The organism is Aeromonas sp. TS_SC_11 (genome assembly GCF_057318915.1).
Window position 1 is genome coordinate 4,346,566 of sequence record NZ_CM170470.1, and the last position, 25,523, is coordinate 4,372,088.

Annotated in this window: 21 protein-coding genes; 1 reads left to right on the forward strand and 20 read right to left on the reverse strand. The window is 48.5% G+C overall.

Annotated elements, in window-relative coordinates; translation table 11 throughout:
- Positions 1–87: 87 nt before the first annotated feature.
- The 3 genes from pdhA to AC1P02_RS20090 all read right to left on the reverse strand — a co-directional run bounded on the left by pdhA (position 88) and on the right by AC1P02_RS20090 (position 2,972).
- Positions 88–1,182 (reverse strand): pyruvate dehydrogenase (acetyl-transferring) E1 component subunit alpha, encoded by a 1,095-nt coding sequence (gene pdhA / locus AC1P02_RS20080; RefSeq protein WP_485183090.1) that lies wholly within the window; start codon positions 1,180–1,182, stop codon positions 88–90.
- Between the two features lie 274 nt (positions 1,183–1,456).
- Complete coding sequence (astE, locus tag AC1P02_RS20085; RefSeq protein ID WP_485183092.1) at positions 1,457–2,482, reverse strand: succinylglutamate desuccinylase; 1,026 nt, start codon at positions 2,480–2,482, stop codon at positions 1,457–1,459.
- Between the two features lie 280 nt (positions 2,483–2,762).
- Complete coding sequence (locus tag AC1P02_RS20090) at positions 2,763–2,972, reverse strand: DUF1127 domain-containing protein (RefSeq protein ID WP_017412738.1); 210 nt, start codon at positions 2,970–2,972, stop codon at positions 2,763–2,765.
- Positions 2,973–3,494: 522 nt separating this feature from the next.
- On the opposite strand from AC1P02_RS20090, the gene AC1P02_RS20095 reads away from it, so the two are divergent.
- Positions 3,495–4,388: a DNA replication terminus site-binding protein gene (locus tag AC1P02_RS20095; protein ID WP_485183094.1), complete on the forward strand. Its 894-nt coding sequence runs from the start codon at positions 3,495–3,497 to the stop codon at positions 4,386–4,388.
- A gap of 160 nt (positions 4,389–4,548) precedes the next feature.
- On the opposite strand, the gene AC1P02_RS20100 is transcribed toward AC1P02_RS20095, so the two are convergent.
- From AC1P02_RS20100 to AC1P02_RS20180, 17 genes are all read right to left on the reverse strand, one after another.
- On the reverse strand, positions 4,549–8,391 hold the full coding sequence (locus AC1P02_RS20100) for an SNF2-related protein (RefSeq protein WP_485183096.1): 3,843 nt from the start codon (positions 8,389–8,391) through the stop codon (positions 4,549–4,551).
- A gap of 224 nt (positions 8,392–8,615) precedes the next feature.
- Complete coding sequence (locus tag AC1P02_RS20105) at positions 8,616–9,269, reverse strand: YceH family protein (protein ID WP_282789991.1); 654 nt, start codon at positions 9,267–9,269, stop codon at positions 8,616–8,618.
- Between the two features lie 153 nt (positions 9,270–9,422).
- Positions 9,423–11,132, reverse strand: coding sequence for a PglL family O-oligosaccharyltransferase (locus tag AC1P02_RS20110; RefSeq protein WP_485183099.1), 1,710 nt, complete (start codon positions 11,130–11,132; stop codon positions 9,423–9,425).
- Positions 11,133–11,226: 94 nt separating this feature from the next.
- Positions 11,227–12,285, reverse strand: coding sequence for an LPS O-antigen chain length determinant protein WzzB (locus AC1P02_RS20115; RefSeq protein WP_485183101.1), 1,059 nt, complete (start codon positions 12,283–12,285; stop codon positions 11,227–11,229).
- 50 nt (positions 12,286–12,335) lie between these two features.
- Positions 12,336–12,887, reverse strand: a complete 552-nt coding sequence (rfbC, locus tag AC1P02_RS20120) for a dTDP-4-dehydrorhamnose 3,5-epimerase (RefSeq protein WP_485183103.1) — start codon at positions 12,885–12,887, stop codon at positions 12,336–12,338.
- A gap of 190 nt (positions 12,888–13,077) precedes the next feature.
- Positions 13,078–15,039, reverse strand: a complete 1,962-nt coding sequence (locus AC1P02_RS20125) for a polysaccharide biosynthesis protein (protein ID WP_306638597.1) — start codon at positions 15,037–15,039, stop codon at positions 13,078–13,080.
- A 48-nt stretch (positions 15,040–15,087) separates the two neighbouring features.
- A complete protein-coding gene (locus AC1P02_RS20130) occupies positions 15,088–15,651 on the reverse strand; it encodes a sugar transferase (RefSeq protein WP_271787868.1) in 564 nt (187 codons plus the stop codon).
- Between the two features lie 3 nt (positions 15,652–15,654).
- Entirely contained in the window at positions 15,655–16,611 is a 957-nt protein-coding gene (locus tag AC1P02_RS20135; protein ID WP_485183106.1) for a UDP-glucose 4-epimerase family protein, read from the reverse strand.
- A gap of 38 nt (positions 16,612–16,649) precedes the next feature.
- On the reverse strand, positions 16,650–17,756 hold the full coding sequence (locus AC1P02_RS20140; RefSeq protein ID WP_271787866.1) for a DegT/DnrJ/EryC1/StrS family aminotransferase: 1,107 nt from the start codon (positions 17,754–17,756) through the stop codon (positions 16,650–16,652).
- Positions 17,757–17,787: 31 nt separating this feature from the next.
- Positions 17,788–18,252 carry an acyltransferase gene (locus AC1P02_RS20145; protein WP_271787865.1) on the reverse strand — a complete coding sequence of 155 codons (465 nt, stop codon included), beginning with the start codon at positions 18,250–18,252 and terminating at the stop codon, positions 17,788–17,790.
- Positions 18,230–18,649 carry a sugar 3,4-ketoisomerase gene (locus AC1P02_RS20150; protein ID WP_485183108.1) on the reverse strand — a complete coding sequence of 140 codons (420 nt, stop codon included), beginning with the start codon at positions 18,647–18,649 and terminating at the stop codon, positions 18,230–18,232. Before AC1P02_RS20150 ends, AC1P02_RS20145 begins: the two co-directional genes overlap by 23 nt.
- A gap of 35 nt (positions 18,650–18,684) precedes the next feature.
- Entirely contained in the window at positions 18,685–19,485 is an 801-nt protein-coding gene (locus AC1P02_RS20155) for a glycosyltransferase (protein WP_485183110.1), read from the reverse strand.
- A gap of 8 nt (positions 19,486–19,493) precedes the next feature.
- Positions 19,494–20,600, reverse strand: coding sequence for a glycosyltransferase (locus AC1P02_RS20160; protein WP_265421187.1), 1,107 nt, complete (start codon positions 20,598–20,600; stop codon positions 19,494–19,496).
- A gap of 114 nt (positions 20,601–20,714) precedes the next feature.
- Entirely contained in the window at positions 20,715–22,154 is a 1,440-nt protein-coding gene (locus tag AC1P02_RS20165; RefSeq protein ID WP_485183113.1) for an O-antigen polymerase, read from the reverse strand.
- A 56-nt stretch (positions 22,155–22,210) separates the two neighbouring features.
- Complete coding sequence (locus AC1P02_RS20170; RefSeq protein WP_485183115.1) at positions 22,211–23,422, reverse strand: TDP-N-acetylfucosamine:lipid II N-acetylfucosaminyltransferase family protein; 1,212 nt, start codon at positions 23,420–23,422, stop codon at positions 22,211–22,213.
- A 26-nt stretch (positions 23,423–23,448) separates the two neighbouring features.
- Positions 23,449–24,939 carry an oligosaccharide flippase family protein gene (locus tag AC1P02_RS20175; RefSeq protein ID WP_271787859.1) on the reverse strand — a complete coding sequence of 497 codons (1,491 nt, stop codon included), beginning with the start codon at positions 24,937–24,939 and terminating at the stop codon, positions 23,449–23,451.
- Position 24,940: 1 nt separating this feature from the next.
- Positions 24,941–25,516: an acyltransferase gene (locus AC1P02_RS20180; protein ID WP_485183118.1), complete on the reverse strand. Its 576-nt coding sequence runs from the start codon at positions 25,514–25,516 to the stop codon at positions 24,941–24,943.
- Between the last annotated feature and the right edge of the window lie 7 nt (positions 25,517–25,523).

The following is a 25,523-nucleotide window of genomic DNA, read 5'->3' on the forward strand; positions in this document are numbered from 1 at the left end:
CGGCGTCATCAGCCACCGCATTTCCGTGGCATGTCATGTCGTCACACCAGGCAGGCTTGATGGCATCCTGCAGTCTTATCTCATCGATCATGAGCGTTCCTCCCCGGCGTGATGCTGCATGCCCTTGGCGATGATGCGCTGGCGCTGCCCGCGATAATCCTTGGGCAACTCGGCAAACTGATAGTCGAGCAGGGTTTCCGGCGCCTGCGGGGCCGTGCTTTCATAGGCAGCCACGGAGCGATCGACCTCCCGGCTCGCCTCGGCCAGCAGCGTCTGCTCCTGATGCTCGTCCCACCAGCCCTGTTCAAACATGAATTGTCGCAACCGCTTGACCGGCTCCTTGGCCCAGGCGGCTTCCACCTCGGCAGCATCCCGATAGCGGGTCGCATCGTCGGCCGTGGTGTGATCCCCCAGCCGATAGCTGATCGCCTCTATGAGAGTCGGCCCCTTGCCACTGCGAGCACGCTCGACGGCGATGCGGGTGGCATCATAAACAGCCACCACGTCGTTGCCGTCAACCTGGATGCTGCGTACCCCGGCGCCAACTCCTTTCTGGGCCAGGGTGGGTGCGCTCGACTGCAACTTGCGCGGCACAGAAATGGCCCACTGGTTGTTGTTGATGATCATCACCATGGGCAGATGCCAGACACCGGCGCAGTTGAGCCCCTCCAGGAAGTCCCCCTTGGAGGTACCGCCGTCGCCTATGGTGACCACGGCGACACGAGGCTGGTTGCGCAACTTGAAGGCCGCCGCTATGCCGGCAGCATGGGTGATCTGGGTAGCGATGGGCACGCAGATGGGTAGGTCCTCCGACAGCTCGCCATCGGCCTTGTAAAAGACACAACCCCGTTCGTCCCCGCCCCAATATTGCAGGTTTTTCTCCATGGGCACGCCCCGCACATAAAGGGTGGGCATGTCCCGGTAGTAGGGCACATAAACATCCTGCTCCTGCATGGCGAGACCGACGCCTATCCCGACCGCCTCGGCTCCCAGATGGGAGGGAAAGGTGCCGAGCTTGCCGGTTCGCTGCAGCGCGATTGCTTTCTTGTCATAGCTGCGCACCATCACCATGTTGCGGTAGAAAGTGTGCAGTATCGCCTTGTCCAGCCAGGTCGGTAGTGTAGCGACCGGGCGCCCTTCCTCATCGAGGTAACGAAGGAAAGGGATGTCGACATGGGTCATAACTGGCTCCTTGCCGTTGTCAACGTCACCACCATGAGGTGACCCTTAGAATGTAAATAAGATGTTAACTAAAGAGCAATGTGATTTAACCAGGTAAGACCAGTAGAAACTTCTTTAATTTCAGAAAGACACTGAACTTTTCGGCTGAGCAGATACGAAAAAAGGAGCCGCTTCGGGCTCCCTTTTGGGTGGATGCGGGATCACTCCCACATCAATGGATTCGCGTCACCAGCCGGACGACGCGCAGGTCTATGGCACAGAAGACGGGGTCGGCTCACTCCCACAAACGGGTCGGCACCACCAGCAGCACGGTACGCTGACCGATGGCCACATTGGCGTTGGGGAAGACCACCGCTTCCCGCGTCTTTTCTACCGTGTAGCGCAGTTCACCATCCTCGGCCAGCACGAATCCCTGGGGAAACTCGGTGAAATTGTCCACATCGCTGGCAAACAGGAAGCGAAACTGCTCCGAACGCTTGTTGATCACCCGGTCGATGGCAAAAATGGTGAAGTCATCCGCCCGCCAAGGCTCGAGCACCACCTCATCCCGGGTCACCAGCTCCTGCAGCGCCTGACGGGTCTCGATGAAGCGGGTCATGTCGTTCTCGCCAAACGGGCGCACCTTGCCCAGCTCTACCGTGAAGGCATGGGCACCATGCTGGTGCGAGCTGTAATAGCTGAAGGTGGTGGTGGGGCCGCTGGAGAGCAGTATGGTACGCACCCCGCAGGCACCGAGGAACTGCACCTGTTCCTTGCAGTGCGGCCGCTCATGGGGGAAGGGGTAGACAGCAAACTTCTCGTGGCGCGAACCGCGAATGGCGGTGTGCAGGTCATAGTGATAACGGGGCCGGGCCGGATCGGCAAAGAAGCGGCTCACATACTGCTCGAGGCGCATGGCGCGAATGCGCTCCTGATTGCACAGTCCCTCCCCCTTGCTGTGGGCTCCGGAGAAGAGCCGGTTCATGTTCTCCTCCACTTCCCGCAACCCCAGGTTCATGGCGGCCGGGTTGCCAAACAGGAACAGCACCCGATGACGGGCGCTGAGCTCACCGCTGAGCAGCCGGGTCAGCAACTGGTTGCAGATCTCGATGGGGGCGGTTTCGTTGCCGTGAACGCCGCAGGAGAGGACGATATCCTTGCGTCCCCCGGACTGATCGCCCGCGCCACTGGCAGGCTCCAGGCAGAGCACTCCCGTATCCCAGACGCTCACCCGGGAGCCATCGGGCAGGTCAAACGCGAAGGGCTCAAGCTGCCACTCGTGGTGGCGGGTCAGGGCCAAAAAATCATGCTGGGGAATCATCCATCTCACCCTTTTGTCAGGAACGCTATGGGCGGATTATACGCAAGGCGTGTGGGCTTAAAATCAGTTTTTAAACAAATTCAAACAGTAAGGATACAAAGCTGGCGACAGATAGTGACAAATCGACAAGGTATGGGGTAAAGGAAGGGGAAATCACGGGAAGTAAAACAGCACTGCGGGGAAGCAATAATATCAGGCAATCATTCACACGCTGGCACGGGCCAAGTCGGGATTAAGCAATCAGGATCAGCAGAAAAACAAGGCATCCATGCCCGGCAGATCAACCACGCCAGAAGGGCTTGGTGGTCTCTTGATAACGATCAGATTCGTTCAGGCCGATGTCCTTGAGCAGGTACTCGGGCAGCTCGGAGAGCTGGCGACGGCTACGGCTGCGTTCCAGCCAGGTCAGTACTGTCATTTTGACGCGAGCAGCCAGATTCAATTGGCTGGAATGCTGGTAACCGGCTTCGGTATAAGTCATGTTGGCCATGATGTGGCTCCTCTTGATGATGTCTGCGCAGGTGCACATTTGTTGCGCAAAGCTTAGTCAGGAGGGACAACCGACTCAATTGACGAATTTTGATACAACGCATTAGTAAAGCTAATGCTGCATATCGTCAGCCATTAAAATATAACCAATTGATTTTTAACTATTAAATAACCGTTTTATTCCGCATGAAAACCCGACAGCATATTCTCCTGCGTGGCACACCCCTAACTATGCAGTTTCCTGCCTTGGCTATGCAGTCACCGGATCTAAAGGCGAGGCAGGCAACCTGGTGTTTACATCCAGTTGTTAAACAAGAGATCTTTTATTGATCCTTATTTAACAGAGAGATACAAAAACAACACACCCAAATGGCTATCACTTCTGATGCTCGCCAAGGGCATCAAAAAGGAGGCTCTTGGCTCACTTCCGGCATACTGGTATGGTTATTTATACAGTAGTTCAGCCCCCCCCCCTGCCAACTCTCTTCAGAGGGTGTGACAGGGTCGACCACAGGACATGCCGATGGACACCTTTACTCCGACTGCCGCCCTGCGTCAACAGATGGACGCGCTCGAAGAAGCGCTGGCCCACCTGGCCCGACAGCTGGGTCAGCTACCCTTGCTGGAGGCTCACGTCTATCCCCTTCCTGCCGTACCCCAGGGGCAGGAACACGAGCCCATCGAGCAGATAGAAGTGGGCTATCTGGGTGGAGAGGAAGCATTGGCGGCCACCCTGGCGGCCTATCAGGATCACAGCGCTCGCCCCGGCTGCTCCACCAAGGCTACCCACCGCCTGCCGGGCTGGCTGCGCTTCTCTGCCGCCAGCGCCAGCCAGCTGCGCCCACTGATCGAGGAGATTAACGCCCGCAAACTCGCTTTCAAGGGGCTGGTGCAACAGGCAGGCGGGCGGGATGAGAAATTCGAGCTGGTACACAGGGCCCTGCCCGGGGTAATCACCCTGCAGGTCTACCGCAAGCTGACCCTGCTGGAGGGTGAGTTGCATTCCCTCGGCTTTACCTGGGCCGACAAACAAAGCATCAACCGCCTCAGCCGGGAGCAGGTGCTCGAGATGCTGGAGCGCAGCCGCCGCTATATTCCAGCGCTCTCCAACAGTGAGGAGTGGAGCAAGATGGTGGATCAGGAGGTCTATGACCTTCGCCGCCTGCCTGCCGATGCCGAGCTCAGGATCCGGCGGCCGGTCAAGACCCATCCCATGATCAACCTGCTCTGGCAGGACAGGGAGCCCCGCAAGCAGCAGCTCAAGGCGAGCCTGCCCTTGCTGCTCTGCTCGGACACCCAGCCCGGCGTCACCCACCTTGGCCACTACCCGCCCAAACTGCGGCAGGCGCGGCGAGATCGCAAGATTGGCGGTGAACCCATCATAGAGCGGCTGCACCTCTACCTCTATCAGGGGTAGCCACGAACCGGCAGCCCCCCTCTCCTGATGGTGCGGCAAGATGCCCATTCGCCACTCCGCTGGCCTGGCTGAGCTGCCCGCCCCTTTGACGGGATCTCCAGACATAAACGAAGGGGGAGCGCCTGCTGGCGATCCCCCCTTGTGCACAACCTCCGCCTGATCAGCCCATCAGCAGGGCGCGCAGGCTCTCCACATCCAGCCCGCGCACTTCGGACTGGCCGCTCAGCAGGCCATCGGCCAGAGCCCGCTTCTCGTCGTGCAGGGCGACTATCTTCTCCTCTACCGTCTGCTCGCACACCAGCCGATAGACAGTCACCGGCTGGGTCTGCCCCATGCGGTGGGCCCGATCGCTCGCCTGATCTTCCACCGCCGGGTTCCACCAGGGATCCAGGTGCAGCACTGTATCGGCCTGGGTCAGGTTGAGGCCCGTCCCCCCCGCCTTGAGACTGATGAGGAACAGCGGCACCGGCTCGTGCCGAAAACGCAATATGGAGTCCTGGCGGGACTTGGCGGAGCAGCCGCCATCCAGATAGCAGTAATCCCATTTCTTCTGTTCAATCCGCGCACGCAGCAGGCTCAGCAGATCGACGAACTGGCTGAACACCAGCACTCGATGACCGTTGCCGATCGCCTCGTCCAGCAGGACCATCGCCTCGTCCAGCTTGCTGCTGGTCTGGGACCATTCGGGCATCACCAGCTCAGGGGAGCAGCAGAGTCGACGCAGCCGGGTCAGGCCACTCAACACGTGCATCAGGGCGCGGCCATCGGCACTTTGCACCTGCTGCACCACCTCGCGCCGGGTTGCCTCATACAGCTGGCGCTCCTCGGGGGAGAGACTGATGTGATGAATGATCTCTGTCTTGTCCGGCAGCTCGGTCAGCACCTGCTGCTTGAGACGACGCAGGATGAAGGGGCTGATCACCGCCCGCAGCAGCGCCATGTGCTGGGGATCCTTCACCGCCTTGCCGAAGCGGCGCTTGAACTCGCCCAGGCTGCCGAGCAGACCCGGGTTGATAAAGGTAAACAGGCTCCACAGCTCCCCCAGGTGGTTCTCGATAGGGGTGCCAGAGAGGGCGAGGCGAAAATCGCCGTCGAGCTGGAACAGCAGCTTGGCACGCTGGGTGCCGGCATTCTTGATCTGCTGCGCCTCGTCCAGCACCATACTGGACCAGCGGCGGGACTTGAGCGCCTCCGCCAGGCTGCCAAGCATGCCGTAGTTGATCAGGATCACCTGGCCGGCCTTGGCATCGCGGATCACCGCTTCCCGCTCGGATGGGTTTTCGAACACCACCACCTCGAGTTCGGGGGCGAAGCGCGCCACCTCTTCCTGCCAGTTGGTGACCACTGACTTTGGCACCACCACCAGCGCCGGGCCCAGGTGCTGACGCATGCGCAGCACTATGAGCGCCTGCAGGGTCTTGCCCAAACCCATGTCATCGGCCAGACAGGCACCGAAGCCATGATGGGCCAGGGTCGCCAACCAGCGTACCCCGTCCTTCTGATAATCCCGCAGCGGGGTCAGCAGTTCGGCAGGACACTCCACCTCCTGCCGCCACTCCTGTTGCAGGGAGTGCCAGGCGTCATCCCCCTCAGTGGTGATGACGGAGAGCAGGCGGGTGAGCGGATAGGCCAGCTTGTTGTTGATGCGTTGCTCTTCATCCAGCATGGCGCCCAGCATGGTGAGCCGCTCCACCAGCTTGTCGCTCAGCATCAGGCTGGTTTTCTCGTCGAGCTGGACGGTGCGCTGACCCGGCGTCATCTGGCGCAGGATGAGACGCAAATCGAGGATCTGGTGCTCATCGAGGGCCAGAGCTCCCTCCACCTGGAACCAGTCCTGGCGCCGCTCGATACGCAGGCTCAGGGCAGCTTCGTCCAGACTCTTGAGGCGGGCGCTGTCCTGATGCCAGTGAATGACCACACCGGCATCCACCAGCTCGGGCAAGGCATTGACCAGCGCCAGCGCCTGCTCCCCCTGAAGTAGCCACTCACTCCCTGGCAGCCCTATGGGCAGTGAATTACGCAGTTGCTGGGCCTGCCCCTTCTCGGCGAGAAGATCCCGCTGCCAGTAGTGATAATCCTTGATCCCCTGGCGCACTATGGCCTCTCCCTTGCCAAGGGGAAGCGGCGGCAACTCCCCCTGCCGAGTCACCAGCTTGACCGCCAGCTGGCCATCCTGCCAATCCAGCTGTACCGAGGGAATACCGGGCCAGGGGGCCAATTCGGCATTGCCTTGCAGACCTGCCACCTGGCTGTGCCAGGGCAGATCGGGGATGGCGTCCAGGGTGCGCTGCAATTCGCTTAAGCCCTCGGCGGGCAACAGGGGGATAGATTCCAGTGCAGGCAAACGATCGAGCAGCGCCTGAGGGGTGAGGATGAGCTGCCACAAATCCTGTGCCAGCGGCAGTATATGGGCACCGCGCGCAGCGACGGACGGGCTCAGCAAGGCACTCATGCCCTGCTCGGTGGCGACAATCTGCAACAGGGGCGCACTGACGGCCAGTTGCAACTTCTGCCCCTTGGCATTGAACAGGCGCGGATGAGTGGCAAGGGGAGCCCAGGCCTCTCGTGGCAGCTGGCCCATGACCCTAGGCATGGTGCGCACCAGCGCCCAGTCCTCTTCGTCAAGCAAAGCGGCATATTGAGTCGAGAGCAGCGCGGGATCGACCCGGCGACCTGCGGTCCACTCCCCCTTGGTGCTCTGCTTCTGGATCTTGCACTCCAGCTCTGGCCCTTCGGCGTGCAGCAGCCAGACCAGCCGCTCCTGCGCCTTGCGCACACCGCTGGAACGCCCCAACCCCTGCAGCCAGTTGAGCCAACTGGCCGAGGCGGGGGTCTTGTCGTCCTCGTCCTGGTCTGCGGATGCTTCATCCCCGTTGGCGGCTCGCAGTTGCTGCAGCGGTGCGCGCAGCGCCCCCTGCCCCAACAGGAGTCGCAGCAGATCCTGGCAAAAGGCCATCAGCCTGTGATGGGGTTGTGCCTCCAGCACATGGGAGAGATCCCACTTGTGCAGTATGGCAACCTGGGGGCTCTGCTCCCCGTGCCTGGCAAGGGCGCAGAGATCGAGCCAGAGGTAACCCCAGTGCAACTCTTCCAGCGGCAATTGAAGGGTGTCGAACAGACCGACCGCCTGACCATGACGATCACCGGCCCACTGACCCAGCAGATCCGCCAGCAACGGAAACTGATTACCCAGGCTGCGTTGCCACTTCTTGCGCTGCTCGCTGGCGATCACGGGGTCAGCTTGTTGCAACCAACCGAGCCAGAGCAGAGCACTGAACATCAGCGGCCACTGCCCCTTGGCACCCTCTGCCTGCCACTGGCCCAAGGCACCGAGCAGCCGTTCGGCAAGGGGTTGATCTCCCCCCTGCTCCGCCAACTGCTGCAAGGCGGGCCAGTGTGTGGTGACCTCGCCGGCAAGGTCACCACAGAGCCACTGCCATTCGGCGGCGAACCCTTCGCTCACGCTTTTCAGCTCGGGGGCACAGGCGCTGGCAACCGGTGCGAGTGGCCACTGCGCCCCGGGCTCTGCATCGAGCAGCACTTGTAGGGAGAAGTGCATCAACATCAGTTGCTGCCATTGCGGGCTGGAGCCCGGCAGCAGGCGATGGGCGTCGGTCACGTCGAGCAGGCCAAGCAAATCGGCCGCAAGATAGTAGGTCGGCACCTGACCCGCCTCACCAAGACAGAGCTCCCGTACCAGCGCCTGTGCCATCTCCTGGCCGGTGACAGAGGGCACCCGTGCCCAGTTCGGCATGGGGCAGGCTCCCGAACGTACCGCCAGGATCAGCGCCAGGGTTCCCTCAGCAGTCAGACTCCACTGTTGCTCCCCGCGCAGGCGCACCAGTCCCTGCTGCTGCAACTGCTCCAACTTGTCGATCAACGCCCGCCCGAGCGGCATCTGCGCTTGCAGCTGTTCTTGCAAATAGCGGGTACTGGCGGTGCGCTGCAACTGCAGCTCACTGAGCAGGGCATAACAATCGAAAGAGAGGGTGAACGCAGACATCAAGACTCACGGGCAGGTGCAAAAGCGGAATTTTAACGGGAAAGCGGCGGCGGCTCGACCCTTAACCGCGAAATAACTCAAAAAAAGCCAACTAGCTCATATAAACCAAGGAGCACGGAGGATCACAAAGGATGGAAGAAGACATGCCAAGAGGGGAGAACCTCGGCGAAATGACAATAAAAAAGGCGCCGTAGCGCCTCTTTAGGGAGAAACGTGCCGAAATATCAGCCCTCCAGTAGCGCCAGACGGGCTTCCAGAGCCTGCAACTGTGACTTGAGGGTTTCGACTTCTTCTTCCAGCGCGCTCAACCTGTCCGCCGCCGGGGAGGCATAACTGCTGGCAGGGGATGCCTCGGCCAGCGCCTGCAGATCCACCTCACCGCTGAACAGATGGGCGTAACGGGATTCACGCTTGCCCGGTTCGCGGGGCAACTTGACCACATAAGGCCCCTGCTCAATCAGAGCAGCCAAGGCCGCATCCACCTGAGTAACATCATCGAAGCTGCACAGGCGGTTGGTGCGAGATCGCAACTCACCCGGAGTCTGAGGACCGCGCAGCAGCAGCTCGCAGACGATACCAAGCTCCTGCTCGCTGAACTTGAGAGTACCAAACTCGGTATTGCAGAAGCGGTGCTGGTAACGGGGTACCCGGGCATTGAAACCGGCAGTGTTGACGACCAGACGCTTGCGGATCAGCTCATCCACAACAGCGCGGATATCCAGCTCGGAGAGATCCAACACAGGTTCGCGGTTGCTCTTCTGGTTGCAGGCATTGACCAAGGCATTGAGGGAGAGGGGGTATTGATCCGGCGTGCAGATCTCTTTCTCTATCAGAGCACCGATCACGCGGGCTTCCAATGGGCCTAGCACTAACTCCATTTCATACTCCCTTTCTAAAACAAGACGTTGAGGCCACTATCTTAGTCATGGCGCCTCTGCCGTCCAGCAAAGGCGCCTATTTTTGCGAAGCAGTAGAGCGGTTGGTGAAACATCGCGCAACCTTGCCGTCCTGCTTTGCACCTGCCGCCGGCATCAGGAGGAGGGTTTACCCTCCAGTGCAGTGGCCACGGATTTGGCGGCCGAGCCAGTTAGCAAGGGATCACCCGGATAGAGCATCAAGGCTTGCGTTCGTAGCGCCTGCGCCTCCTCTTGTCGCCCAAGCGCACCGAGTGCGATCACCATATTCGCGTAAATATTGGCTCTGGGGGTATGGCGTACAAATGCCTGACCCCAATCGAGATAGGCTTCCAGCTCCGCCTTGTTATCAGTCTGCAAGCCCACCATCAACCGCACCGAGTTCACGTCAAACTCCACCCGGGTCAACCAGGCCATGGGGTTGACGACATCGAGCAGCAGGGTTGGATCCTTGTAACCGCCGCGCTCGTACTTGGTCACCACCCAGGCGGTATGAATGGCAGTGAGCATGAAGGGCACAACCAGCACAGGGATGGCGATAGCCAGGAAGCGCAGCAGCAACCAGGGGCGATAGACATATTCACGCCAGCTGACTGTCTGCATCCCCTCCTCCACTTCCGCATCCAGCACATGGATCAGCAGCAGCAGAGCCCACCACAGAGCAATGGCGTGATAGAGCGGATATTCGGTCTGGGTGTGCAGCAGTATGGGGGTCACCAGTGCCAGCAGCGCCGCCCCCTTGACCCAGCCCACCCTAGCAAGCCGCCACAACAGAGCGCCGCCCATCAGCGCCATACCGATCATGGGGGCCAGCCCGCCCTCCACCACCCAGTAGAGAAACTCGTTGTGGGGGTGATCGAGGTTGTATTCAATCTGCACCATGGCTGGGTTTAGCGCCTTGTCGGCCATGTAGTGATGCAGAAAGGTGGTCTCAAAACTGCCGTAGCCCCAGCCGGCCAAGGGGGATTCAACAATCAGCCTGGCGGCATAGGGCCAGTAGACGGAGCGCATGCCACCGGATTGATACACCTCAAGCCCGCGCTTGACGCCGCTGATCCCGTATTGGGACGCCAACCCCAGGCCGACACCGAGCGCAACCAGGCCAAGAATACGGGCCAGTTGATGCTGACGATGCAACTGTGGCGCAAGCAGGAGCAGGGCCAGCAAGCCACCCAGTTGTCCCACCCGGGATTGCAACACGACCAGCAGCAAGCTGGCCGCCAGGATCACCCCATAGCGCAGCCCTCGTAGCCAGACATTGGCATTGCCGCGCAGCTCAAGCCAGATGGCGAGGGAAAGTCCGGTCGCCATAAAGGTCGCCATCACATTGGGCTGCTGAAAGATGCCATAAGGGCGATTGGCCCGAGTGTCATAACCGAGCCAGTTGCCTGGGGTCAGCAGGTAATACTGCACCAGCCCGAGCAAGGCCTCTATCGCTACTGCCCCCAACAACAGATAGAGCAACTGATCACGGGCCTGACGAGCCAGTTGCCATTGGTACAGACAAAACAGAAACAGCAGACCGGCAAACAACCCCAGCAGTCGTGGAATGGCATAGTCCTTGAGTTCAAAACCGGGATACGCCATGGGTAGCAACAACAGGAATCCACCAAGCCATAGCCAGGCCTGCAATGACGAGAATATCAATCGCTGTTGCAGGGTGACCTGCCACAGCCCAAGGCCGATGACGAGGCTGGCAAAGACCCAGCCCCAGGCATTGAATGGCAAATAGAGCCCGGCCCCACCGGGGTTGTGCATGAAAAAATGCATGGTCAGCAGCCAATACAGCACGCTGACCACCCCAAAGACCCTTGTTGTCACCCTCATCGGCCCTGACCCCTTGCTTTCATGCTCTTGAACACAATCACCAACCCCAAAAAAAGAAAGGGGGCAAAGCCCCCCATTACTTACTTGGTAAACATTATGCCTGTTCAGGCCGGCGGAAAGCATGGCGTACCAGCACAATGCCGACGCCCAGCATGCCGCCGAGCAGGGCAGCCAACACCACTATCATGGCGCGCTTGGGTTTATCGCGACTCAGAGGTTCTTCCGGAGCCTCAAGATATGAAAAAGGTCTAAAGTTGATGTCATCAAGTTTCACCTTTTTAAGGCGCTCTATTCGAGTCTGCAAACCGGCAAGTTTTGGCTGATAAGTATCCAAGTCAATTGTCTTGAGCACCTTCAGTTTCTCTTCCAACCCTTTGGTGCCCAGAGTGATAGGAAAGCGTTCCCCATTATTATAATTCGCAAGGGGTAGGGAAACACCAGCAGCTTTAGCAATAGAGATTGTTAGTGCCGTTCCGCTAATTTCACGCTTGAGTGCTCGTTCAGCATCCTCTGTTGTGAGCTTTAAATTCGTCATTAGCACATCAAGTTTTATCGATTGCTGATCAGCCAACTCACTGACCAAACGTTGTTGCTGCTTAGTGGAGATGAAACGAATGTAACTCTCCAACATATTTAGTGCATCACTGGAAGTAGCGGCACTCACTGTCAGCATCACGCCAGGTTTAACCCCAGTTTTATCAACAGGCTCGGCAGAAATAAACTTTGCCCAGTCACGTATCCATCTACGTTGTCCCTTCTCATCCAGTTGAGCTGTTGCAACATAATTTTTGAATAACTCACTACTTTTCAAAAATTCACGACGATTCTCATAAGCGTTGAACTCACGAACAAACTCGTTATACAAAGTACTCTTATCAGGAAAACCTGTGACTCCCAGCAACTTGGCTTGACTGGCCACACGCAACATGGGGAGCAGATCCTTTCTCTCGGGTACCTGGATCACAGCATTGGCTGACCAAGTCTGCGGGGCCAATAGTGCATAGGCAATCCCGACGATGGCAAACACACCTGCGACCAAGAGGATCAACAGCTTCTGGCGCCACAACACCAAGACCAACTCACGCAAATCAATCTCATCAGAACCTGTGGGCTGCACCCACTGCGCTGGCACATCTGGCGTTCTCTCTTTCATTTGTTATCTCTTATCCATTAAAACTCAAAAAACTGATGTCTTATCCAAGCTCACAGCATGATGACTAAATCTGACGCCTGACGATCCTTATCAGACAAAGACAGAGGATACTTATCCGACAGTGGCCAATTTATTGCCAATGAGGAAGAATCCCAGCGGATGCAATGCTCATCATCAGGATGATAATAATCGGTACACTTGTAAAAAACATCCGCCATCTCGCTCATCACATAGAAACCATGGGCAAAACCGGGGGGGATCCACATCAGCCCCCCCTGTTCGGCACTCAATATATGCCCCACCCAGGCGCCATAAGTAGGAGAACCAGCCCTGATATCCACTGCAACATCGAAAATGGTGCCAGTTATTACCTGTACCAACTTTCCCTGTGGATGACGTTGCTGATAATGCAAACCTCGCAAAACTCCCCCAAAGGAACGGCTCAAATTGTCTTGTACAAAATCGTACGCCCCACAATGCAGCTCAAATTCACTCAGACGAAAACACTCCATGAATTTGCCACGCTGGTCACGGTATACCTGTGGCGTGAGGATCATCACATCAGCTATATCAGTAGCACGATATTGCATATAAAAACTCATTGTTGTTCCCTGCCCATCGTAGAGCCGGGTCGAAATTAAGATCTACCAGACCATGACAAGGTTAAGATTTTCAGCAAGAGTGACGAAAAATCTCCTGTCATTTACCACCAATCTGATAACTCAAGCTCAACCAACTTAAAAGCCAGCGAGTGTTACATACCTTGCTTTCCTGTATAGAAAAAGGCTCTTATCAATGTATTGGCAAGTCAGCCTCTGATGTCAAAAAATCAATATCAGTAACAGCTGGGAATACTGGTGCTCCTTGCCTGGCCACTCTGGCTTTCCAAACTAAATCACATATACCATCTGTCGGAGTGAAGCCCGCAGGAATACTCAAGAGTAATTGTCTAATTTTCTCATGATCAAAGCCATGGCAAGCCGCGTCTAACTCGACCAAAAATGCACGAAGTTCTGACCAAACCAACATTTGCTCGGTAGCCTTCATAATTCTTGGATGTTCAGTGCCTTCTACCTGCTCACCAATCAATAACTCTTCATATAATTTCTCACCAGGTCGTAAACCTGTTATTTTAACCTCAATATCACCATCAGGGTTCTGCTCACTCTTAAAATCCAACCCACTTAGTCTGATCATCCTATGTGCTAGATCCAGAATTTTCACAGGTTTACCCATGTCAAGCACAAAAACATCACCGCCCATGCCCATGGCTCCTGCCTGGATAACTAACTGAGATGCTTCGGGAATAGTCATAAAATAACGAATAATATCAGGATGCGTGACAGTAAGTGGTCCCCCATCTCTGATCTGCTGACGGAATAATGGCACGACAGACCCTGAAGATCCCAACACATTACCAAAACGAACCATACAAAAGCGAGTATGGCTTTGCTCTGCAGCCAACGCCTGCAAGACCAATTCAGCCAAGCGCTTGCTTGCCCCCATGGTATTAGTTGGACGAACAGCCTTATCCGTTGAAATCAAGACGAACGTATCGACACCAGATTCTATTGCAGCTTGTGCACAATACAATGTACCAAAGACGTTGTTGCGAACACCTTCAACAACATTATATTCGACCAAGGGAACATGTTTATAAGCCGCTGCATGATAAACTGTTTGAATATTAAAATTACTCATCACAGCTTTAAGACGATGTTGACGCTGCACAGATCCAAGCAATGGAATGACTTCAACTTCTATACTCTCCATACGACAGATCTCATTTAACTCCTTATCGATGACATACAAACCATATTCGGAGAGCTCAAATAATATTAGCTTTTCTGGTTTACAACGAAGTATTTGACGACAAAGTTCAGAACCAATAGATCCACCGGCACCTGTGACCATAACACGCTTACCATTAATGTTGGCGTTCATTAACTCAGGTATAGGATTGACAGCATCTCGACCTAATAAATCCTCAATAGATACTTCTTTCAATTCGTCGATATGTGCTTTGCCATCAACAAGATCAACCATTCCTGGAATGGATAGTACCTCACAGGGGAAATGTTCCAGACGATGGATAACATCTTGGCGCACAGCGCGTGACGCGCTGGGCATTGCCAACAGGATTTTTTTGATGTCAAAGCGAGAAACCAAATCACCAATCAAATCTGGGCTATAAACATTTATGCCTTGGATCACTGCTTTACGAATCGCGGGATCGTCATCTACAAACGCAATCGGAAAAAATTCGTGCCCCTGATTGAGGGCCAATTGTAACTGACGGCCTGATGACCCTGCACCATATATCAATACAGGTGTACGATTATGCTTACCCTGATTCACCAACATTCTGAAAAATAGCCTGACACTACCAACAAGCAGTACTGCAAAAGCAAAATAAATAACAGAGACCGTTCTTGGCAAGGCCACTTCCATAAAAAATGCCAACATCACTAGAGATATTGTTGAACAAAAAACACCCAGCGCTACAGTCCATAAGACTTTAAATCCGACATAGCGTAATACGGCACGGTAGAGACCCAGTTTGACGAAAATAAAAACAGTGAAAGGCACGAGAATGGCCAAAAGCTCCCAGTGCAGGAGACTTTTAACGGGCATTGCCGTATCCAATCTTACCCAATACCCACCCCAAAAAGCAATACTAAGCAAAACCGCATCTATAATAACAGAAATAATGCGCTTGAATGGCCGAGATAATCCTAGAAAAAATGTCAGCATATAATAATATCCATGCAGCAATCATGAGGGACAACCATAAAGCAATAGTCAGTGTTTCACTCTATCACCGCTTCCTTTACCAGTTACTGTTTGCAGAATATATGTAAAATAACTTTTCAGAGTTAAAGACTCAATCATCTTTGCATCTGTTTCCGCAAGCAACTGAGGAGTTGACATATCAATAGAATTAACCTGAGCCAAACCGGTAATCCCAGGTCTAACGTCAAATACGTTGTACTTTTCACGCTCAGAAATCAGCACCTCCTGATTGAACAGACAGGGACGCGGCCCTACCAAGCTCATTTCGCCTTTCAAAACATTCCAGAGTTGTGGGAGTTCATCAAGTTTACTTTTACGTAAGAAATTGCCAAAAGGGGTAATGGCTGATGCATTGGCTAAATGGCTGGCAACGGAAGCCGTACCTACTTTCATAGTACGTAGCTTAACGAGAGTGAAGGGTTTTTTATGTCGCCCGACCCTCACTTGACAAAAAATCGGTGAGCCTGTTTCAAATAAACCGATCAAAATCAGCACCAGGATCACAGGTGATGCACACACCAATCCTAATAGAGAGAAAATAATGTCAAGTGTGCGAATGAGAAACGTGGTCATATTCTATACATCCCGTACTGATGATTGCATTGAGGCGGCCATCTTAGCCAATTGCTGATCCATCGTCACCGGTGGCTTCCATCCAAGCATCTCCTTGGTGTGGGTAATATCCACTTGCAATGAACCACATAGCCTATCCGCCACCGCCTTGTTACCTAGCAGACTTGCCACCCTCTGGATCCAGCTCATAGGTATTGGCAGCAGTTTTGTTTTCTTACCAAAGGCATGGGCGACCTTTTGCAATAACTCAGTTGTCGACACATCCTGATCATCGCTAACCAAAAATGTTTGGTTTACAGCCTTGGGGTGCTCAAGACAATTCATTATCAAATCAATCAGGTTATCCAACGCAACCAGACTCCGCTGATTATGAATGGCTCCCAGGGGTAGAGGTAAGCCTTTCATTACTGCCTTTACCAATTTGCCAAAGTTCCCTGGTGCATTAGCACCATAAACCAATGGAGGGCGGAGTATCACATACTCCATGCCAGTGGCTGAACAGAGAGCCTTCAATCCCTCTTCGGCCTCCAGCTTGGAGCGAGAGTAATCATCCCAAGGGGCCGGTTGATCCTCGATGGTAAAAGGGGACTGTGTTAAATTTCCATTAACTCCTATCGAACTGATGAATATGAACCTCTTTACCCCATTGGCCGCTGCCATTTTTGCAAGACCCAAGGTACCATCCACGTTAACCTGTCTAAAAGCAGCGAGCGGATCTTGCAGGTTATCTTTTAAAATATGGGCCCTTGCCGCACAATGAATAATGACATCAACATGTTCAAATGCTGCAGTGTCAACTGACAATGCTGACAGCTCTCCGAATATGACTTGTTCACTACCCACAGGGACATAATTATCATTTCTAACCAGTGCCGTCACCTGATGGCTTTTGGCCAATAACTGGCCTAACAGCGCACGACCGACAAAACCATTGGAACCGGTTAAAATCACCTTGCTCATAGACGCCCTCTGGCTATTTAGAATCCCCATTAGATGGGCTATTTAAATTTATTAATTGCTGAAATGACCTTGCTGATGGCCTCTTCTGACATTGTTGGATCTAAAGGCAGCGAGAGTACCTGCTCATGAATTTCTTCGGTTAGAGGCAATGAGAGCTCACTCCACTCAGAGTATGCTTGCTGCTTATGGGGAGGGATAGGATAGTGGATAAGAGTCTGAATACCCTGTTCTGTTAGATATGACTGCAGTGTAGTTCTATTTACACTACGAATGACAAAAAGATGCCATACATGCGCCTTGGTTTCTGTCAGGTGTGGAAGATAAATGGCTTCATTATTTATTTCTGATAAATAGCGAGCAGCTATCTGCTGACGACGAGCCGTATCAGTTTCAAGATACTGTAGTTTAACCCGCAGCATCGCAGCTTGAATCTCATCCAGGCGACTGTTGACACCTTCATATAAATTTTCATATTTACGGTGGGAACCGTAGTTACGTAATGCTCTCAGAGTCTGCGCTAACTCATCATTATTAGTGGTGATTGCACCCGCATCACCCAACGCCCCCAAATTCTTACCTGGGTAAAAGCTGAAACCAGCAGCATCACCCCAGTTACCAGCACGCTTGCCGTTAAGCTCGGCACCATGTGCTTGCGCGCAATCTTCTAACACCAACAGGTTGAATTTTTTGGCAATGGCCATTAACTCCGGCATAGGTGAAAGCTGACCGTAGAGATGAACTGGCAGCATGGCCTTTGTTTTGTGACTGATTGCAGCACACACAGTTACGGGGTCGAAGTTATAAGTAGAGGGGTCAGGTTCAACCAATATCGGAACCAGGTCATTTTCGGTAATCGCCAGAATCGACGCAATATAAGTATTGGCCGGCACAATGACCTCATCACCTGCATGCAGCATACCAAGCTCTTTCCAAGCCCTTAGCGTAAGAATCAATGCATCCAATCCATTGGCCACACCAATGGCATGCTTGGTGCCACAAAAGGTCGCAAATTCGCTTTCAAACTGGGCTAGCTCATTGCCCATGACATACCAACCAGAATCGATAACGCGAGCACATGCAATCTTTAATTCAGTTTGATATCGTGCATTGATGGATTTTAGATCAAGAAAGGGAATCATTGTCATCACCGAATTGCCATATAATTAATTGGGAATTTTAATTTTCATTTACAAACTTTACTACTTTTGCCGGATTCCCTATGACCACAGCATAAGGAGGAACGTCTTTTGTAACTACAGCACCAGCACCAACCATACAATACTCACCCAATGTAATACCAGGTAATATCGTCGCATTGGCACCGATAGAACAGCCTTTTTGTAATACAGTTCTCAAGAAGCAGTCAGGATATACTTTTGAACGAGGATGTTTGTCATTGGTGAATGCTGCACAAGGCCCGATAAAAACATCGTCTTCGACAGTTATACCATCCCAAAGATAAACACCTGACTTTACCGTAACGCGATTTCCAATAATGACATCATTTTCGATCAAAGTATGTGCACAGATATTACAATCTGAACCAATTTTAGCCTGTTTTAAAATAACCGAAAATTGCCAGACTCGAGTATCTTTACCAATGTCAGACGTTTGCACATCACTGAGGGGATGAAGAAACATTGCGAGTAACCTCTAAAAATTTCTGATAATCCCGAATATAATCACTTTCATCATAATTTTCACTAGCAAGAACCATTAGAATGCAGTCTTCACTGAAATCATGCATTTCTCGCCAAGTCACCCCATCTATATACAATCCTTTACTGGGTGACTCTAGCAATACAGACACCCTATGATGCCCATCATCTAATATAAAACGGCAATTACCTTTAACACAAACAGCAACCTGCTTCAGTTGCTTGTGTGCGTGAAAACCTCGTGCCACATCCTTTTGCGTACCAAATATGTAATACACTCGCCTAATGTCAAAAGGGATATTCTTATTGCTTTCTAAGCTAACCAAGGATCCTCTTGCATCACCAAGAATATCAAAATCAATAGTTTTTATTAAACTCATAAGACTACCCTAATTGCATCAAAAATATATCAATCTTATTTTTTCATTATAGACTGAATAGCTCTTTTAAAGTTAAACAAATAGTGATCAAAAACAAAGTGAACAATCACAATCCATATCCAACGAGAAGGGGATATAAGCATATAATTTTTGGTTAACGTTTGCATTTTATTTTTAAATACAACGCGCCTATCCAATTTTTTAATCGTATTATTCTGATGTGAACGATAAAAAAACAGAGGCTCATCCACAACGCTAAAGCTAGTTTCAGCTGCGCATCGGATAGAAAAGTCCCAGTCCTCTATTTTCAATCCCTCATCAAACCCACCCACCCTATCAAATAGCGACCGAGTAAACATGATTGTTCCGGCAGCATAAGGCTGATGAAAAAACACACTGCCGAGAACTTTACCCTGAATAATTTTTTTAGGAAACTCGCGTATAGCATCCCCACTTTCAGAGTCAAACTCTCTCGCCTTGGTATAACAAAACTCGGAGCCTGGATACTGTGCAATTGCTTTTATCTGTTTTTCTATTTTTTCTGGATGAAAATAGTCATCTGACGCCAAGATACATATATACTCCCCATGGGAATAGCCCTGGATAGCCTTATTCAGAGTCTTTGATATACCGGCGTTAGACTGCTCTATAAGAAAAAATGATTCACCGTATGATAAACCCCTCAAAAATTCAACTGAACCATCGGAAGAACCATCATCAATAACTATCAACTCAATATTGCTGTAACTCTGTTCGAGCACGCTTTTCAATGCATTCTCAACATATTTAATATGATTATACGATGGTATGACTACAGTAACTAAAGGCAATGTCATATATAAACTCAGCTTTGTAATTTTCTATAGAAATTAAATAACTTACTTTCTTCTCGAGACCAATTATACTTCTCAGTCACTGCATTCAAACCATTATTACCCATTTCACTCGCCATATCAGGATTGGATATTATTGAATCAATCGCAGTTGCAATTTCCTGAGGGGAAAGAGGGTCTACACACAACCCACAGTTATTACCGGCGACAATTTCTTTCCAAAGTGGAAAATTTGATGACAAAACCGGAACTCCGGCCCTCATATACTCAAACATTTTTACCGGCAATGCCTCTATAAAATTTGGCATAGGATGAAGCGTGACAAGTCCCAATGACGATTGTTTAATTAAGGTATCTACACTGACACGATCTAGCCACCCATGGAATACAACGTTATTCCAGCCTTCACATTGAGATAACTTGCTTTTAAAATCTTCAGATGAAAAACTTCCAGATAAATTCAATTTAACTTCATACTCAAGCAGGCTAATCGCCTTCATAACTTCAACAATTCCCCTATCAGGCTCAATCGTACCAACAAAACAAACAGATTTTATTTCATTGTCAACTTTTGGTTTAAACTGAGCCCCCTCATTAAGAATAGGGTAATTGTTAATGTTCTCAGATATTCTACTTTTTCTAGCGAAATTTTGTTGAATAGATTCGGTTGCACAAACAACGCCATCAATTCTTGAGCATATAAAAGATTCCAAAAACGAATATGACTTAGCAATTAACATGCGAAGCAATCTGGGAATATACGACTTATTCAAAAGCTGCTTGTAAACATCTTCATGTGAATCAAAGACAGCCAACTTCCCTTTCTTTTTTAATTTAAATAAAAGCGGAAGCAATTCCGGATCATGTGCATGATATATATCAGCATTTATTCTCATTGCCACATCATAAGCTAGCTTGGTTGCATAATATACCCGATGAAACCTACTTCTAGGAAGCCCAATGTCAATAATGTTAACACCATTAACTATGTCATCACCCAAGCCATCGGCGACGACTAAATATACGTCATAGCCAGCAGTAACAAGAGACGTACATTCTTTAAAAAAAATTCTAACATCATGTCGTTTGTGTACTGTTGTAATATGTGCAACTTTCATAAGTTATAGTTACCAATAATAAAAACAATCCTAATTAATACATACCAGCTCAACTAAACTAGTCTTGCCAACATGGCCGAATAAATACTTCACTATCAAATATCATTTGATATGCTATTCCAGAACGAACATTGAGCCTCTATATTTTAACTTATTTACAACGATGGCAATAATGTATATTGAAATCGATGGAAATAGCATCCAAAAAACTGAAAGATTATTGAGTTCCCCCTTGGGGTAGAGCATATAAAAACCAATGATGAATTTGGCATAAAATATCAAGAAAATCGCACTTCTAGTTTTAATCATTAAGTTTCTAATTAAAGCGCCTAGCGCGCCAAAGAGAAACATACCAAAAATAAAACCCATATACGAAAAATTGACATACATCTCACCAATACCTGTGACTGGTAAGTTCCCATCTTGGGTATGCATGTACCATTGTTGCTTAGCTAATACTGCGGGCATTTCAACAAGCCCAAATACATTAGGGCTAACAAAATTGAATATAGGGTGTAATATCGTAGAGCCATACATGTACCCTATATCATATGACCATGAATCAATCACCTTCATGAGTAAGGCAAAGTTAGGAGTATAGCCCTTATCAAAGAGTATATGTGAAAGGTAATCAAAACTAAGGAACTCACTTATATACGTTGATAGTTCAAACCCGCCATCAACCGTATTTAAACTCAAACTACTCGCGATCCTTAAACCATATACACTAATCCCAACTAGAACTAGAAGCATACCTAGAAACGAATACCTAACGTTTAATTTATAACTTCCATTGTAATAGTAATATATTATAAGAAACGTTGTAAGATAAAAAATAGACTGTGCGATTCGTCCATTCGATATCATAATCAAAAATGAAGAAATTACTATAATGCTTATCATAGTATTAAGCTTGCGATTCTGCATTGCAGAAATGAAAAATATATAGCAAGCAATATACATACTATGATAGCCAAGCGTTGTTACTGGTCCTTGAAAATCATAATACCTCATGGATATAGTTTTATAAAATAGCACAATATCGCCTGAGGATATGATAAATATATTAATCATAAAATTCACGAAACCAATAACATATAAAAAAACTGCTATATAGAATATAGTCTTTGAATCGAAAGCACTAGAATGAAAAGGCTTATAGACACGAGAATTAGTTGAGAAAAACCAATATCCGGTTAATGCAGAAATGTATGAGACGATTAATGCTATGAGCCCGTACATGTATACAGTATCGATGTTGTTATAGAAATTAGTGGTAGAGATAAAATGATTATTATTTAATCCATTAACCCTCAAAATATATGCAGAGGCTATAAACGTTACATAACAAAGTGAAAAAAGATAGAACGGATCAAATAAGTCTTTATTTTTTGGTAGAATCAAAAATGCCGAAACAATAGCAAAACTAAAGAATATCAATGCAAACTCAATTCCTTCGCCAGGATAAGAGTTTAATAATGTCAGTGTAAGAAGTAATATCATACTCCATACTGATAAATTAAAATATGAAAATTTATAATTAAAATATAGCATAATTTTTACCTAATAGTCTCCATGACCATTTTAACTTTTATCCCAAACCGGAAAAATCATTTAAAGTCATTATCATCAATGTGACTAATAGCTAATTCGACAAGTTCTTTTGTTTTTATTAAGTCTGCATGCTCTGAAAAATATGATGCTAATATCGTTCTATTATTAATTATCTCATCTAACTCTAGCTTTGAATTAAGTAATTCTTTATTTAGCTCCAATTCCTCAACTGAATATATTGTTGCGCCTAGCCCCTTAAAGAAAGTATAAATAGCCGATTCTGATCGTAAAAAAACTTTAGCTCCTAGGTACATCATTATAATGATATTCCCCATGGCTTGTTGCCGGACATGATTCATTATTACAAACCCACACTTTTGTAATAATTTAATGTAGTCATCTATTGGCATAAATTTTTCTATTGGACAGAAAGATTCACCTAGATTAGCTGCGCCGTAATCCTTTATTTTTTTAGCATAATTATTGTCACCATAACTTAATGGCGTAACTATCTTATATTTTGAAGAATTTAAATCAAGTTTAGATAATAGTCTTATAGCCTCTAGATGATTATTAGTAGCCCCAGCACTGTTTCCCAATAAAATCCAGTCGCCAGATACTCTTTTTCCCATAAAATTTCGAACAAAATCATTCTCTAAGTTTCCATAATTCCATGGGGCATATTTAGGGAAAGATTTAACATTGAATTTATTCTTTACCATATTATATTCAACGGGTAAAACAGGTGAAAAAATATCAATTTTATTTAGGGCCCATCTAAATAAAATTTTACTACCTAAAACCTTATTCACTACCTTTATCAAACGTGACTTTATACTATATTTATTAATTCCTGGTAAAAGTCCGTCGTTAATAACCCTCCTCGTTTCATCTAGATATAGACCCACATCAAGAGTATCAGCAGAGAATGCTCTACTATAATAATCATATCCCATTCCTAGCCATATTATTTTTGCTCTTTTAGGCATTAGAACTATAGGAATCATAAAGTTTGCCAATGAATGCAGAACTATAATGTCATATTTCCACAACAATTTAGCAAAAAAAGGATTTAGCACTTCTAATTTACTTTTCTCTATGAAAAGATCATTGTTTTTTATAAATTGCCATGTTTTTTTTGTAAATATAAAAACATCATTGCATTTTGGATATGCTCGCTCGAAAGAGCGATATGCCGTATCAATAAAGATGCTGTCAAATGCAATATGAGCAATTTTGATGTTATTTTTAATAAATTTATTATCCATTAAACCACCGAATTTTCATGAAAAATTCAATATCGATATTTAAGAAAGCGATAAATAGCACCATTAATCATTAAAAAAACCAGGCCAAATAAAGATATAAGCATCAAACTTTGAAACCTAGAATAGGCCTCCAAGTGTAGAGGTAAATCACATGAAAAATAAATATAATATAAGGCTACCGGCATGGTTAAAAAAGGAGTCACATCATTCAATATCCACTTGAGATGTTGCTTGGGTATAAATTTTTTATGTACAATTCCTGTCCATATAATCATGAACAAAAAGTTAGAGGTACACCAAACCTTAGCTGCGCCAACGGCACCAAAATGCTTGGTTGCAAAATAAATCGCCGGAATGATAGTTAGTGCAAAAATGACATTTCCAATAATATGCAAACGGATATTTCCATAAGCACATTGTAAATAATATGAGAGGCCCGTAAGTGCTAATGCACCATTCCCCCAAGCATACCAGTGCATAATGGGGGCTACATTGTCTGAAATTACCCAACTCCCAGTCCAAATATAAACAATTTCTCTTGAAAATGTTCCTGTCAAAATAGATACAGGTGCAATAATCATTGCCATCACTCTGGATGCAGATCTATAAACACTTACGATTTCAGATTTATTGTTTTGTGCATGCAAAGCAGCTAATCTAGGAGAGACTGCCTGAGATAAAGGGCCACTGAGCAAACTAATTCCGCCAGCAGCTGTAACAGCCATGGTGAAATATCCATATTCTTTTAGAGGCAGTAATGAACTTAACAGCAATTTATCCAGCTGGGTGATCAGTACCCAAACGGCTGAGGTAAATGCGATACCAAGGGAAAATTTAAGCGTCGGTTTTATCGAGGATAGAAACTCCCAATCAGGCAAGGGAATCGCTTCTTTACTGGGGATGTATTTTTTGACAATAATCCAGAGTAAGAAAAATTCAACACATGAAATCACTATCTGATACTGGAAAAAAGCATCTATAGAATCCTGAGTAAGGATTAACACAACCACAGACCCAGGGAAACGAAATGTTGCCAGCACCATATTGACAACATTTAGCTGAACTTGGCGCTCAAGCCCCATCAGAGTGCTACGCAAGGGACCACTCTGCCAACGGATGCAAACAGAAATAACGATACAAGATAGTGCAAAAATGACAGTTTCTTTTGGTAGGGTGGTTTTCAACCAACTAGTTGCTAACCACTCCCGAGCACCAAAACTCAATACAGCCACAATACAGGCGATTAGTGCGAAAAGAATAAGTATTAGTTGTTGTAAACGCTTGAAACGAAAAGCTTCCACTAGATCAAAACGAGACCTTGAAGCCTCACGCGCCAGCATGGTTGAGATCCCCATATCCAGTAGCTGCATCCACCCCTGAAGCAAGGCAAAAAAACCAACCAAACCATATCCTTCAGCACCTAATCGCTCAACGTAAAATGGAACGATGACAATACCAAGTATGGCTAAATAGATCTGACCAATATAGTTAGCTATGGCATTTTTTCTAATTGACAATTTATGACCCTATACAAATTTCTTTATTCAATTGCATTTCTATTTTTAATAGATCACGTTTACGATTTGCAATTTTTTTAATAGGAACACCAGCATATATACCAAAAGATTCACAACTCATATTAACCAGTGAAAGTGCTCCAATGGCGACCCCCTCATCCAATATAGTATCAGGTAGAATAATACATCCACTTCCAACAATAACATGCGGTCCTAAAAACACATCAGCATGATTTACGTTAGTGAATTTTTCAGGAACCATTGGATTAGTCATAAATGAACCTGAATAATCATCATTACTAGAATATATAGAAACTCTGGAAGATATATTACAGTAATCTGATATTGTTATCTTACCTGCACCTATCAATGAGCTAAATACGGCTATATGGATATAACTTCCAATATTGATCCCACCCTCTCCGGCAGATACAACACAGTAATCATCAATTCTGACATTACTTCCAATTTTTATTTTATTTGCACCATAAATAGATGCTTTATCAGATATTTTTACATTCTCTCCATACGAAATAAAGCCAAAATGCTCTAACTCTTCCTTGTTAAGATATGCCATAAAAAAC

Coding starts and splice junctions, on each gene's coding strand:
- pdhA (WP_485183090.1), bottom strand. CDS start 1,182: ATGACCCATGTCGACATCCCTTTCCTTCGTTACCTCGATGAGGAAGGG.
- astE (WP_485183092.1), bottom strand. CDS start 2,482: ATGATTCCCCAGCATGATTTTTTGGCCCTGACCCGCCACCACGAGTGG.
- AC1P02_RS20090 (WP_017412738.1), bottom strand. CDS start 2,972: ATGGCCAACATGACTTATACCGAAGCCGGTTACCAGCATTCCAGCCAA.
- AC1P02_RS20095 (WP_485183094.1), top strand. CDS start 3,495: ATGGACACCTTTACTCCGACTGCCGCCCTGCGTCAACAGATGGACGCG.
- AC1P02_RS20100 (WP_485183096.1), bottom strand. CDS start 8,391: ATGTCTGCGTTCACCCTCTCTTTCGATTGTTATGCCCTGCTCAGTGAG.
- AC1P02_RS20105 (WP_282789991.1), bottom strand. CDS start 9,269: ATGGAGTTAGTGCTAGGCCCATTGGAAGCCCGCGTGATCGGTGCTCTG.
- AC1P02_RS20110 (WP_485183099.1), bottom strand. CDS start 11,132: ATGAGGGTGACAACAAGGGTCTTTGGGGTGGTCAGCGTGCTGTATTGG.
- AC1P02_RS20115 (WP_485183101.1), bottom strand. CDS start 12,285: ATGAAAGAGAGAACGCCAGATGTGCCAGCGCAGTGGGTGCAGCCCACA.
- rfbC (WP_485183103.1), bottom strand. CDS start 12,887: ATGAGTTTTTATATGCAATATCGTGCTACTGATATAGCTGATGTGATG.
- AC1P02_RS20125 (WP_306638597.1), bottom strand. CDS start 15,039: ATGCTGACATTTTTTCTAGGATTATCTCGGCCATTCAAGCGCATTATT.
- AC1P02_RS20130 (WP_271787868.1), bottom strand. CDS start 15,651: ATGACCACGTTTCTCATTCGCACACTTGACATTATTTTCTCTCTATTA.
- AC1P02_RS20135 (WP_485183106.1), bottom strand. CDS start 16,611: ATGAGCAAGGTGATTTTAACCGGTTCCAATGGTTTTGTCGGTCGTGCG.
- AC1P02_RS20140 (WP_271787866.1), bottom strand. CDS start 17,756: ATGACAATGATTCCCTTTCTTGATCTAAAATCCATCAATGCACGATAT.
- AC1P02_RS20145 (WP_271787865.1), bottom strand. CDS start 18,252: ATGTTTCTTCATCCCCTCAGTGATGTGCAAACGTCTGACATTGGTAAA.
- AC1P02_RS20150 (WP_485183108.1), bottom strand. CDS start 18,649: ATGAGTTTAATAAAAACTATTGATTTTGATATTCTTGGTGATGCAAGA.
- AC1P02_RS20155 (WP_485183110.1), bottom strand. CDS start 19,485: ATGACATTGCCTTTAGTTACTGTAGTCATACCATCGTATAATCATATT.
- AC1P02_RS20160 (WP_265421187.1), bottom strand. CDS start 20,600: ATGAAAGTTGCACATATTACAACAGTACACAAACGACATGATGTTAGA.
- AC1P02_RS20165 (WP_485183113.1), bottom strand. CDS start 22,154: ATGCTATATTTTAATTATAAATTTTCATATTTTAATTTATCAGTATGG.
- AC1P02_RS20170 (WP_485183115.1), bottom strand. CDS start 23,422: ATGGATAATAAATTTATTAAAAATAACATCAAAATTGCTCATATTGCA.
- AC1P02_RS20180 (WP_485183118.1), bottom strand. CDS start 25,516: ATGGCATATCTTAACAAGGAAGAGTTAGAGCATTTTGGCTTTATTTCG.